The following is a 12,207-nucleotide window of genomic DNA, read 5'->3' as shown; positions in this document are numbered from 1 at the left end:
TCCAGACGACTCAACGCGGGTTCGGCATCTCGTACGGCGCTGGGCGGTACGGGGTGTGCTGCGGGAGTTGCAGGAGTGGGGGGAGCCACGGCGACCACGGGCTCGGCTCGATCCCTGGAGACCGCGGCCCGGGAATCACCGGTGCCGCTCTATGGGGTGCGATCGGGGGCGGGGGCGCCGCTGTGCCGGACGGCGCAGGGACCGGGGTCCGGGGGCCGGGGGTGCCCGGTTCATGCCCGGTGGGACCCGTCATCCCCGGTGGGACCCGGCGTCGGCGCCGGCACCCCACTGGATGATCTGGACGTAGTTGCCGTCGGGGTCGGCGAGGGTGCCGATCAGTCCGAACGGCATCTGCTCGACCTTCCGCACCCAGGTGACGTCCTGGGTGAGCAGCCGGGCCTCGACGGCGCGGCAGTCGTCGACGTCGAGGTTGACGATCACACGGGCGGAGTCCCGGTTCGGGCCGGAGACCTCGCTGTGCTCCTCGATGAAGAGCTGGACGTCTCCGAAGGGGAACGCTCCGCCCTCGTTCTCCGCCACCGCGAACGCGTCGCGGTACCAGGTCTTCATCTGCTCGACCCGGTCCGAGCCGATCAGCAGGCTGCCGATTCTCATGGGATTCCTCCGAAGGGGGCAAAGGGGTGCCGGCGGCCGGTGCCGTCGGGCGGGGTGTGCCAGGGGGTTCCCGGTCCGCCGGCCCGGGAGCCGGTAGGGCGGGGCGGTGGGCCCGGTGCGCCCGGGAGCGCTTCGGGGCCGGGAGAGTGTGCGCGACGGACCGCGTGGGCGGGGTGCGGCACAGGGGAAGGGGAGCGGTGAAGCGGTGCGGGGCCATACTTCCGGTGCGGCGGGCGCGCGCGGGTCCGGTGTTCCGGGCGACGAGGCCGGGACCGGAGCCGGGGTCCGGCCGTCAGCCGCCGCGGTACTCGTCCCGGGGCGGGGTGAAGATGTCGAGGATCCAGGTCTCGCCGTGCTCCGGGTCGCCGATGAACAGGCTGTCCCCGTGGTCATGGCCCTTGGGCGCCCAGTAGACATCGCCGGGGCCGAGGGTCCGGCGCTCGTCCGAGCCGATCCGGAAGTCCAGCCTGCCCTTGAGGACGATGCCCCACTGCTCGTTGTCGGGATGGTTGTCGTACGGAGTGGGGCCGCGCCCCTCCTCGATGCGCCAGAAGGTCAGCATCATGTCGTCCCCCGTGTAGACGCGTCTGCGGAACCCGGGCTTGACCTCCTTGAACTCCGAATCGTCGAACGGCCAGATGTGCTGTTCCCCGCTCACGGGCGAGTCCGTCCTCTCTGTCGTGCCGCGCCCCGGCCGCCCCCGCCCCGCCCGGGGCCGAGGGCGACCGCCCGGGGCCTGTCGTCAGAACATGCGGGCGATCATGTGCTTCTCGACCTCGCCGAGATGGTCGGCGGCGGCGAGTGCGGCGGCCCGGGCATCGCCGCCGGACACCCCCGCGGCGATCCGCACATGGGCGAGGGAGGCTTCCGCGATGACCTCGCGGACGGCCCCGGCGTTGTCCTCGGCGTCCAGCAGCGAGGAGAAGTCCTCGGAGTCGAACACCGCGTCCAGCGCCTTGCGGTACAGCTCGTGCAGGGTGGGGTTGCCGCAGGCGCGCGCCAGCGCCAGATGGAAGCGCCGGTCGAGGTCCCGGAAGTCCTCCAGCCCCATCCCGGCGCCGAACCGGTCCGCCAGGGCGGTGATATGGGCGCGTTCGGCCTCGCTCGACCGCAGGGCGGCCAGCCGGGCGATGGCGACCTCCATCACCTGCCGTACCTCGAACAGCTCCGACACATTGCGCTTGCGCTGGTCGTCGGCGCCCAGGGGGACGTCGGGCAGGCTCTCGGCGACGAAGAACCGGTTGCCGCGCTTGATGACGCATCCCAGGAAGACCAGCCCCTGCACCGCCTCCCGCACCGAGGTCCGCGCCACGCCGAACTGTTCGCACAGCGTCCGCTCCGCGGGGAACCGGGCGCCGGGTGCGAGCACTCCGTCACGGATGCTCTCCAGCAGCGAGTCCCGTACCTTCTCGGAGACCGTCGCGCGGGAGACGGGGGCGAAGCGCAGCGGGTCCATCGGCACAGGTGCCTAGGAGCCGCTCGCGACGGCGAAGCGCCGCAGCTCCGCGTCGATGTCCAGCGGCCGGACGATGGCCCGGTGCTCCTCGTCGCCCCAGTGTTCCGGCGGGACGAGCCACATCACCTCGAACTCCAGCCCGTCCGGGTCCCTCGCGTACAGGCTCTTGTTGGCCCCGTGGTCGCTGGCGCCCTTCAGCGCGCCGGCCGCGGCCAGCCGGTCCCGTACTCCCGCGAGGTCCTGAAGCGACGGCACCTCCCAGGCGATGTGGTACATCCCCACGGTCGCGGTGCCCGCGTCGGACTGCTTCGCCTGCTCGCCGATGGTGAAGAAGGCGATGTCGTGGTGGTTGTCGGAGGCCGGGGCCCGCATGAAGACAAAGCTGCCGGGCGGGCCTTCGATGATGGTCTCGAAGCCGAGTACGTCCTGGTAGAACGCGGCCGTCCGGCGGGCGTCCCGCACATACAGGACCGCGTGGTTCATGCCGGTGATCGCCATCGTCGGCAACTCCTTCCGGGTTTTCGGACTGATGGTCTGACGGTCAGAAGGTAGGTATGCCGGACCACGCGGGTCTTTGTTTCAGGAGCACAAATCGGGGATTCAGCCACTGTGCACCTGGATGTTCACGGCCTTGACCCGGGTGTAGGCGTCCACGCCCGTACGGGAGAATCCGCTGGCCTTGCGGGGCTCACCCCGTCCGCCGTTCATGTCCGGGGCGAAGTGGCAGTTCACATTGACCTCGCCGCAGTCGAGGGTGTCGGCGAAGCGGAAGGCGCGCTCCAGGTCACGGGTGAACACGGTGCCGTTGAGGCCGTAGCTGGTGCCGTTGGCGATCTCCCCCGCCTCGGCCTCGGAGCGGAACGGCATCGCGGCCAGCACCGGGCCGAAGACCTCCTGCTGTTCCAGCTCACAGCCCCGGCGCACCCCGCCGAGCACGGTGGGCGCGACGAAGGCCGGGCCGAGTCCCTCCGGCAGCTTCGGTGAGCCGATGACCTCGGCGTCCCCCGCGGCGAGCGCGCGGCTCACGAAGCCGCGGACCCGGTCCGCGTGGGCCTCGTTGATCAGCGGTCCGATGAAGGTCTCCGGATCGAGGGCGTCCCCGACCGGAAGCCCGGCGGCGGCCTCGGCGACACCGTGCAGGACCTCCTCGTACACGGACTCCTCGATCAGCAGCCGGCTGCCCGCGACACACACCTCGCCCATGTTCACGAAGGCCGCCATCATCGCCCAGCCGACCGCCTGCTCCAGATCCGCGTCGGCGAAGACCACGACGGGCGACTTGCCGCCCAGCTCCAGATGGACGGGGGTCAGATTGCGTGCGGCGGCGGCCATCACCCGGCGGCCCGTCCCGGTGCCTCCGGTCAGGCTGATCAGATCGATCCTCGGGTCGGTGATCAACTGCTCGCCGACGGTGCCGCCCGGGCCGAGCACGAGATTGAGCACACCCGGCGGCAGCCCGGCCTCACCGAGCAGCCGCCCGAGTTCGCTGAGGGTGACGACCGCGTCGGCGGGAGGCTTCGCGACGATCGAGCAGCCCGCGGCGAGCGCGGAGGCGATCCGCTGACTGCCGGTCATCAGCGGCCCGTTCCACGGCAGCAGTTCGGCCACCACCCCGGCGGGCTCGGGCTCCCGCACGGTGAGGATCCGCGGGCCGCCGCCGGGCAGCAGCTCCGGCGGGAAGGTGGCACGGCGGGCGTCGCCGTGCGCGGTACGGGCCACGGCGGCGGCGTACGAGAAGGCGTTGGCGGCCTCGTACACATCATTGGCCAGCGCGCCGGACACCCCCTTGCCGGTGTCGAACGCCTCCAGCGCGGCGAACCGCCGCGCGTCGGCGCGGATCGCGGCCGCCGCGGCCTCCAGCACCTCCGCACGGCGCGGTCCCGGCATCCGCCGCCACACCCCGGTGTCGAAGGAGGTACGGGCGGCGGTGACCGCCTCGTCCACCTCCTCGGCGGTCGCCGCCAGATAACTCGCGGGCCGCAGCCCGGTGGACGGGTCGGTGATCGGCCGGAGGGTGCCCCCGGTGGCCTCACGGCCGCCGATCAGCTGGGGATAGGGGTCCGTACGGAGCAGGCCCGGCCGGAGCCGGGATCCGGCACCGGCGCCCCGGCTCCCGTCGGCTGCCTGTTCGGACGTCGCGGCACACATCGCGGCTACTCCCTCTGACTACCTGGACGCCATGGACGAATGCGTGTCAGGTTGGCGTTCCGGTGGGCGGCCCGCATCGTGTTCCCGGCATGGACGAGACGCCAGGGATTGTGCTCCCGGCCACGATGTCCGGCGGCGGTGCGCGACCTACTGTCCCTGGTCATGGTGAGCGACCACGACCCGAGCGCCGGGCACGACCCGGGCGCCGACCGCGGCACGCGTCCCGACCTGCTGGTCACGGGCGGCGACGTGGTGACCATGAACGCGCGCCGGGAGGTGCTCGCCGGGGGCACGGTGGCCGTCGCGGGCGACCGTGTGCTCGCCGTCGGCGCCACCTCGGCACTGCGGGCACGCTGGCCGGGTACCCGGGAGCTGCGCGCCGACGGATGTGTGGTCACCCCCGGGATGGTCAACGCCCATCAGCACCAGACCGGTGACCCGCTGGCCCGCGCCCGGATCCCCGACGATCTGCCGCCCGGCGCGTCCGTCGATTCCTGGGCCGTCCCCCTGCACGCCGCGCACACCGGGGACGACGACGAGCTGTCCGCGCTGCTGGTCTGCGCGGAGAACGTTCGCAACGGGGTGACGACCGTCGTGGAGGCGGGCACCGTCGCCCATCCGCACCGGGTGGCGGACGCCATGCGCGCGGTCGGGGTGCGGGGCACGATCGGCGCCTGGGGCTGGGACGTGCCCGGCGCGCCCTTCGGCGCGCCCGCGCCCCGGGTCCTGGAACGGCTGGGCCGGCTGCTGGAGTCCTATCCGCCCGGCGGCCGGGTGGAGGGCTGGGTCACCCTCGTCGGCCACGGTCTCGCCTCCGACGCGCTGCTGTCCGGGGCCGCGGAGCTGGCCCGTTCCACGGGTGCCCGGATGACGATGCACCTGTCTCCGTCGGAGGCCGACCCCCGGCACTATCTGCGCGCCACGGGCCGGCGTCCGGTGCTGCATCTGGAGCACCTGGGGGTGCTGGGCCCGCGGCTGCTGCTGGCGCACGCGGTGTACCTGGACGACGCCGAGGTCGAGGCGGTCCTCGCCAGCCGTACCGCCGTCGCCTACTGTCCCTGGGCGTATCTGCGGCTCGGCCAGGGCGTGACCCGGGCGGGACGGCACGCCGAACTCTTCGAGCGGGGCGGCCGGCTGGCCCTCGGCACCGACTCGGGCAACGCCGGTGACAGCTCGGACATCCTGCGCACGGCCGCGCTCGCCGCCGGACTGGCGAAGGACATGCGCGCCGATCCCACGGGCCTCGGCGCGGCCGAGGCGCTGGAGCTGGCGACGATCCGGGGCGCGGAGGCGGTCGGCATGGCGGACCGGATCGGTTCGCTCGAACCGGGCAAGTACGCCGATCTGGTGGTCCACGGGACGGCCCGCCCGGAGTGGACACCGCGCGGTGACATCGCCCATCAGCTGGTGTGGTCCGCCGACGGGCGCTCGGTGCGCGATGTCCTCGTCGGGGGCCGGATCGTGGTCCGCGACCACGTCTGTACGGGGGTCGACGAGTCGGTGCTCCGGGCCGACGCGGCCCGCCGCGCCCCCGAGTTGCTGTCCCGGTCCGGGGTTCCGGCGCGCCCCCGCTGGCCGGTGCTGCCCGCGCTCTGACCGCTTCACCTCCGAAACACACACCACAAGCACCACGGATCACCAGCACCACGGACCACGCATCACGCATCACGCACGACGAGCATCACACCCGACGAGACTCCGGGAGTCCACCGAATGAAGATCGCCGTCATCACCGCCGCCGAGCAGGTCGGACTGCGCGAGGAGCCGGACCCGGTACCGGGACCCGAGGACGTTCTGGTCCGGATCGGCGCCTGCGGGCTGTGCACCATGGAACGCCGTCTCTACCTCGGGACCAAGCCCGTCTACCCGGTCGCCGCCGGTCACGAGGTCGCCGGGGAGGTCGTCGCCGTGGGCGCCAAGGTGGCCTCGCTGCCCGGTGTGGCACGGGTGGGCGACACCGTGACCCTCGATCTGCTCACGCGCTGCGGCACCTGTACGTCCTGCCGCCGGGGGCGCAGCGCGCTGTGCAAGCAGCCGCAGGGCGGGGCCCTCTCGGACGGCACGATCTCCATGGGCGCGGGCCTGGCCGAGCTGGTGAAGGTGCCCGCCGCACAGGCGTTCGGCACGGGTTCCGCTCCGCTGCGCCATGCGGCGATGGGCGAACCCCTCGCCTGCGTCACCCACTCGGTACGGCTCGGCCGGCTGCGTGCCGGGGACCGGGTGGCCGTCGTCGGCGCGGGCTTCATGGGCAGACTCCATCTGGCGCTGGCGAAGCTCAGGGGCGCGGCGCGGGTCGGGCTGATCGACATCAGCGGGCAGCGGCTCGCCGAGGCGCGGGCGGCCGGTGCCGACTGGACCGCCACCCCCGACGAGGCCCTGACGACGGGCGGCGAACAGGATCTGGTGTTCGTCACCGCGGGCGCCCCCGGTGCGCTGGAGACGGCCGTCTCGATGTGCGACGACGGTGGCACGGTGGTGCTGTTCGGCGCGTTCCCCAAGGAGCTGTCCGCAGGGATCAGCCCCGATCTGGTCCACCATCACGAGCTGACCGTGACGGGTGTCTTCAGCCATGAGCCGCAGGACTGGACCGAGGCGGCGGCCCTGATCGCGTCCGGCCGGCTCGCCGCCGATCTGGACGCGCTGGTGACGGCGCAGTTCCCCCTCACCGAGGTGGACGAGGCATTGAAGCTGGCCGCCGGTTCACCGGTCTACCGCGTCCTCGTGGGCGGCTGACCGTGGCGCCCGCGCCGCCTCCGGTGGTCGTCGGCGTCGACCTGGGGAGCAACTCGGCCCGCGCGCTGGCCCTCGGCCCCGACGGCCGGACCCTGGGCAGCGCGACCGCCGGATACCCCGGCTCGCCGTCCTGGCGGCCCGGCCGTGCCGATCCCGAGGGGTGGCTCGCCGGGGCGGTCGACGCCGTGCGACGGCTCGCCGGCCGGCTGCCCGCCGCCTCGGCCCCGGTCGCCCTCGGCTTCGGCGGGCAGAGCCCGACGACCGTCGCCGTACGGGGTGACGGCACGGCGACCGCGCTGACGTGCCGTCACCCGGCGGGGGCCACGGGTTCCCCGGTGGAGCAGCACCTCGCCCAGCACGCGGCCGCGGGGGCGGACAGTACCCCCTGGCAGCTCTACGACTGGGTCATGGCGCGCCTGGGCGCGGACCGGCACCAGTCCCGCTGGCCCGGGGATCCGCGGCTCGACGGCTACGGCCCGCTCGCCCGTACGGGCACGGTGACCGGGACGGCCTCGGGGGCGTACGGCATCCCGGCCGGTACGCCCCTGGTGGCGGGCGCGCAGGACGCGTACCTGGCCTTCTGGGCGGGCGGACTCGACCGGGCGGGCCGGGCGATGGACCCCGGCGGGCGGACCGGCGGGCTCGCGGTCGCGGTGGCGGCCGGTTCGCCCGCCGCCGACCACTACGCGCTGCCCAGCGCCGTCCCGGGCCTCGATATCGTCGGCGGTCCGGTCGCCGCCCACGGACTGATGCTGGAGTGGCTGAGCACACTGACCGGACGCGCGGTCCCGGAACTGCTGGCCCTGGCCGGTCAGGTGCCGCCCGGGGCGCGCGGGGTGACCGTGACCCCGTATCTGGAGGGCGAGCGGGCGCCGCGCTGGAACCGCGATCTGCGCGGCGAGATCCACGGGCTGTCGTCCGCGGCGGGCCCCGGCGAGATCGCCCGCGCCGCCGTGGAGGGCGCCGCCTACGGACTCGCCCATATCGCCGTCGGACTGGCCGCGGGCGGAGCCCCGCTGGACACCCTGGTCTGCGCGGGTTCCCCGGCGCGCAGCCGTCTGTGGTGCGAGGTCAAGGCCGCCGTGCTCGGTGTCCGGGTGGAGGTCCCCGATCCGGTCGACGTGGCCGCCTACGGAGCGGCGCTGGCGGCGGGGGCGGGTGCGGGCTGGTGGCCGCAGCCGGGTACCGGACGCGGCGGCGACTGGCCGCGCCCCCGGATGACGGTGATCGAACCGGAGCCCGATCCGGCGTACGAGGAGGGGCTCGGGCTCTTCCTCGCCCTCGGGGACGCGGAGGTCGCCCGGCTGGCCGGGCGCGCCCGGAACCGGGGAACTGCCGCGCCCACGGCACAGGAGCCGCAAGCACGGGGGCCGGAAGCACGGGAGCCGCAAGCACGGGGGCAGGAAACGCAGACACGGAAAGCACCGGAGGCCCCGGCACCGGACCCGCGAACACCGGGCGCTCCGCCACCCGTCCGGACGGCACCGCGGACACCGACCCGGGACCGGGAGGCACCGCAGCCGTCGCCACCCGTCCGGAAGGCACCGCAAGCACGGTCGACGGGCCGGAAAGCACCGCGGACACCGCCGACGGACCGGAAAGCACCGCAAGCACCGCCGACGGACCGGGAAGCGCCGGGGACCGCGGCGACCGACCGTTACGAGAGCCAGGAGAGCAGATGCCCAACCCCGTGATCTTCATGGACCTGCCGACGCCGGATGTGGAGGCCACCTCGCGCTTCTACGCCGATCTGTTCGGCTGGACCTTCAACCGGCGGCCCGAGGGAGAGTTCCACGAGGTCCTGCCGGGAGTGAAGCCCAATCTCGGCATCCACCGTGAGGAACGGCCGGTCACCGGACCGGTGCCGAGGATCTACGTCATGGTCGACGAGCCGCCCGCGTATCTGGAGAAGGCCGTGGCGAACGGCGCCTCCGTGCTGTGGGAGGAGAAGTCCTGGGCCGAGTTCGAGGCCCGTTACGCGGCCTTCCGCGACCCCTGGGGCAATGAGGTGGTGCTGTGGAGGGACAAGGGCACGTACTTCAAGAGCGGCCACGCCCCGGAGGCGTAGCGCCCGAGCGGTCGTGGGGCAGGGAGCCCGTGAGCCCCGTGAGCCCCGTGAGCCCCGGGCCGCCTCCGGGGTCGCCGGAGCCTTCCGCCCCCTCCGTAACACCAGCCACCCGCCCGCCGGTGTCCCCGCCGGCGGCTTCCCACCCCACCCTGAGGAACCGTCATGACCAACACCCTTGTCTTCGTCGACATCCCGAGCCCCGACGTCGAGGCGTCGACCGTGTTCTACCGGGAGCTGTTCGGCTGGACCATCAATCCCCGGCCGCAGGGCGTCTTCCATCAGATCGTGCCCGGTGAGGGCCTGCACCTGGGGCTGTTCAGCGAGACCGAGCAGCACCCCGACCCGGCGCCGCTGCCCGCGCAGCCGCGTTCCGGGCTGCACACCCGGGTCTACATCCTGGTCGACGCCCCTCCCGGCGACTATCTGAACAAGGCCGTGCTGCTGGGCGCGACCGCGCTGTGGGAGCAGAGCTACTGGGAGGAGTTCAACGGCCAGCACGCCTCGTTCCTGGACCCGTGGGGCAACCAGATAGTGATGTGGCGCGCGAACGCATAGGCCCGCTTGACCGTACCGTCCGTACGGGTCCCCGAGCAGCAGCCCCCTGGAAACCGCCGCGAGCCGGGGGGCTGCCTCCCGCCGTGTGCCCGGGTGACTGCCTTACGCGTCGGAGGGCGGCGGTGGCCCGGGCGGGGCCACGGATCCGGCGGGGGCGGCGGGCCCTTGGGGATCCGGGGCCGGGTTGCTCAGAGCGGGCGGCGGGCGTGGGCCCTTCGCCGCAGCGCGGGGTCCGCGAGCGCGGGCGGGGCGTACGGGCAGTCCGCGGGGTTCACATCGGTCCCCGGCGCCACCAGGGCGTCCAGCCGGTCCATGACGTCGGGCCCCAGCCGTACGTCCGCCGCCGCGAGCTGGGCCGTGAGCTGCTCCATGGTGCGGGGCCCGATGATCGCGGAGGTGACGGCCGGGTGGGCGAGGACGAAGCCGAGGGCGAGCTCGATCATGGTGTGGCCGGACTCGTCGGCGAGTGCGGCGATCTCCTCGACCACGGCGTACTTGCGCGCGCGGACGGTCTCCTCGGCGTGGTCGAAGTGCTCGGCGTTGCGGACGGCCCGAGAGTCGGCGGGGGCGGCGGTGCCCGCCCGGTACTTGCCGGTGAGCCAGCCTCCGTTGAGGGGGCTGTAGACCATCACACCGAGCCCGTGCCGCTCGCAGGCGGGCAGGGCCGCCGCCTCCGCGTGCCGGGCGAGCGCCGAGTAGGCGAGCTGCTCGCTGGTGAAGCGCTCTCCGCCCCGGCGCTCCGCCGTCCAGCGGGCTTCGACGATCGTGTCCGCGGGGAGGGCCGACGAGCCGATCGCCAGCACCTTGCCCTGCCGTACCAGATCGGTCAGGGCGTCCAGTGTCTCGCCGAGGCCGGTGCCGGGGTCGGGCCGGTGCAGCTGGTAGAGGTCGATCCGGTCGGTGCCCAGACGGCGCAGGCTGTCCTCGACCGCGCGCATGATCCAGCGCCGGGAGGCGCCCCGGGTCAGGGGGTCGCCGTGGTCCATCTGCTCACCGAACTTGGTGGCGAGCACCACGCCGTCCCGCCGCCCCTTGAGGGCGCGGCCGAGGATCTCCTCCGTCTCCCCGGAGGCGTACACATCGGCGGTGTCGATGAAGTCGACTCCCGCGTCCAGGGCGGTGTGCACCATGCGCACACACGCGTCGTGATCCGGGTTGCCCCACGCCCCGAACATCATGGTGCCGAGACACAGGCGGCTGACCCGGGGGCCCGTTCCGCCGAGGTTCGCATAGTCCATCGCCCGAGACTGACACGCCCGCCCCGCCGCACCGATGTGGCCGGGGAGCAGCGTGGACGGCCGATGTTCGTGCCTGAAGCACATATCGGCCGTGTGCGCCGCCGACCTACCTTCGGGGCATCGACAAGCAACCGAGTGCAAGCGACCGAGTGTTCGAGAGTGCCTGGGAGGAAAGCCGTGCTGGACCGGATGACCGCTTCGGAACTCGCCCTGCACCAGCGGGGGGACAGGGCCCTCCGTACCACCGGGCCCGAGCGCGAGGGGGACGGGCTCGTCGGGTCGCCTCTCCCGAGCGACATGCTCCAGCCCTGGGAGGTCTGGAGCCAGGAGCTGTTCGACCTGGAGATGATCAGGGTCTTCGGCCGTTCCTGGGTGTGGCTCGGGGACACCGAGGATCTGCGCAGACCCGGTGATTTCATCACGGGGAGGATAGGCGGCCAGTCGGTGCTGGTGGTCAAGCAGCGCGACGGTTCGGTCAAGGGCTTCCTCAACAACTGCCGGCACCGCGCCTCGGGCGTGGCCTTCGAGCCGGCGGGCAACTGCGGCAAGGCGTTCGCCTGCCCGTACCACGCCTGGACGTACGGTCTCGACGGCTCACTGCTGTCCATCCCCGACAAGGACCGGATGTACGGCCCGGACTTCCCGATGAAGGAGTACGGGCTGGTCCCGATCCGTATCCACATCGCCTTCGACAAGCTGGTGTTCGGCTGTCTCTCGCGCAAGGCGCCGGCGTTCGAGGAGTGGATCGCGCCGCTGCTGCCGAGGTACGAGGCGTACCGGATCGGCGAGTACCACCGCTACCACCGTGAGCTGGACGAGATCTATCCGATGAACTGGAAGGTCTTCGTCGAGAACTCCAACGACGACTACCACGTCCGCTTCGTGCACCGCAGGCTGAACAAGGTGCGCAAGCAGATGGACACCGTCGTACGTTTCCAGGGGCGCACCACCAGCGGCTACAAGCCGCACAGCGACGGTTTCGACCTCTCCCTCGGCCGTACGGATCTGAACGAGGAGGATCTGCGCGGCAGCTACGCCGAGTTCGTCTACCCCAACCTCACTCCTCTGCCGTACGGCGCACAGCTGATCATGGTCCGGGTGGATCCGCTCGCCCCGGACTCCAGCAGGCTGGTCTCCCGTATCTACGGGCTCTCCGACGACATCGAGCTCCAGGAGCGGGAGCTGGTCAATCTGGAGCTGACCAACAAGGAGGACACCGACATGGTGACGGTCCTCATGGAGAATCTGCGCTCGCCTTTCTACCGCGTCGGCCCGCCGAGCACCTGGGAGGGCCGGGCCCGGCACATGATGAGGCAGATCCGTGCGGACGTGGCGACTCCGCTGGCGCCGGACGAGTTCGACGGCCCGGTCGAGTGCTGACCCGTGAACCGAAG

Annotated in this window: 12 protein-coding genes; 6 read left to right on the top strand and 6 right to left on the bottom strand. The window is 72.7% G+C overall.

All coding sequences use genetic code 11. From position 1 onward, the window contains the following. Positions 1-249: 249 nt before the first annotated feature. From ACIBCM_RS05930 to ACIBCM_RS05910, 5 genes are all read right to left on the bottom strand, one after another. Positions 250-615 (bottom strand): VOC family protein, encoded by a 366-nt coding sequence (locus tag ACIBCM_RS05930; RefSeq protein ID WP_399240647.1) that lies wholly within the window; start codon positions 613-615, stop codon positions 250-252. Positions 616-907: 292 nt separating this feature from the next. Further along, a complete protein-coding gene (locus tag ACIBCM_RS05925) occupies positions 908-1,273 on the bottom strand; it encodes a cupin domain-containing protein (protein WP_399240645.1) in 366 nt (121 codons plus the stop codon). Between the two features lie 84 nt (positions 1,274-1,357). Continuing rightward, positions 1,358-2,071, bottom strand: coding sequence for a FadR/GntR family transcriptional regulator (locus tag ACIBCM_RS05920; protein WP_399240643.1), 714 nt, complete (start codon positions 2,069-2,071; stop codon positions 1,358-1,360). Positions 2,072-2,083: 12 nt separating this feature from the next. After that, a complete protein-coding gene (locus ACIBCM_RS05915) occupies positions 2,084-2,569 on the bottom strand; it encodes a VOC family protein (RefSeq protein ID WP_399240641.1) in 486 nt (161 codons plus the stop codon). A 102-nt stretch (positions 2,570-2,671) separates the two neighbouring features. Then, entirely contained in the window at positions 2,672-4,219 is a 1,548-nt protein-coding gene (locus tag ACIBCM_RS05910; RefSeq protein WP_399240639.1) for an aldehyde dehydrogenase family protein, read from the bottom strand. Between the two features lie 138 nt (positions 4,220-4,357). Between ACIBCM_RS05910 and ACIBCM_RS05905 the strand changes: the two genes are divergently transcribed. The 5 genes from ACIBCM_RS05905 to ACIBCM_RS05885 all read left to right on the top strand — a co-directional run bounded on the left by ACIBCM_RS05905 (position 4,358) and on the right by ACIBCM_RS05885 (position 9,575). Continuing rightward, positions 4,358-5,815, top strand: coding sequence for an amidohydrolase family protein (locus ACIBCM_RS05905; RefSeq protein WP_399240637.1), 1,458 nt, complete (start codon positions 4,358-4,360; stop codon positions 5,813-5,815). A 117-nt stretch (positions 5,816-5,932) separates the two neighbouring features. Continuing rightward, positions 5,933-6,952 (top strand): zinc-binding dehydrogenase, encoded by a 1,020-nt coding sequence (locus ACIBCM_RS05900; RefSeq protein ID WP_399240635.1) that lies wholly within the window; start codon positions 5,933-5,935, stop codon positions 6,950-6,952. A gap of 2 nt (positions 6,953-6,954) precedes the next feature. After that, on the top strand, positions 6,955-8,646 hold the full coding sequence (locus ACIBCM_RS05895; protein WP_399240633.1) for an FGGY-family carbohydrate kinase: 1,692 nt from the start codon (positions 6,955-6,957) through the stop codon (positions 8,644-8,646). Further along, positions 8,631-9,020: a VOC family protein gene (locus ACIBCM_RS05890; protein WP_399240631.1), complete on the top strand. Its 390-nt coding sequence runs from the start codon at positions 8,631-8,633 to the stop codon at positions 9,018-9,020. Before ACIBCM_RS05895 ends, ACIBCM_RS05890 begins: the two co-directional genes overlap by 16 nt. Before the next feature lie 162 nt (positions 9,021-9,182). After that, complete coding sequence (locus ACIBCM_RS05885) at positions 9,183-9,575, top strand: VOC family protein (protein ID WP_399240629.1); 393 nt, start codon at positions 9,183-9,185, stop codon at positions 9,573-9,575. Positions 9,576-9,763: 188 nt separating this feature from the next. Here ACIBCM_RS05885 and ACIBCM_RS05880 read toward each other — a convergent pair whose 3' ends face one another. Further along, a complete protein-coding gene (locus tag ACIBCM_RS05880) occupies positions 9,764-10,813 on the bottom strand; it encodes an aldo/keto reductase (protein WP_399240627.1) in 1,050 nt (349 codons plus the stop codon). Between the two features lie 189 nt (positions 10,814-11,002). Here ACIBCM_RS05880 and ACIBCM_RS05875 point away from each other — a divergent pair, with 189 nt between their 5' ends. Continuing rightward, positions 11,003-12,193 carry an aromatic ring-hydroxylating dioxygenase subunit alpha gene (locus ACIBCM_RS05875; protein ID WP_399240625.1) on the top strand — a complete coding sequence of 397 codons (1,191 nt, stop codon included), beginning with the start codon at positions 11,003-11,005 and terminating at the stop codon, positions 12,191-12,193. The last annotated feature ends 14 nt before the right edge of the window (positions 12,194-12,207 follow it).

It is taken from the genome of Streptomyces sp. NPDC051018 (assembly GCF_044456085.1).
Classification (GTDB): domain Bacteria; phylum Actinomycetota; class Actinomycetes; order Streptomycetales; family Streptomycetaceae; genus Streptomyces.
Note: the sequence above shows the minus strand (reverse complement) of the source record. Positions and strands in the feature narration are given on the sequence as shown.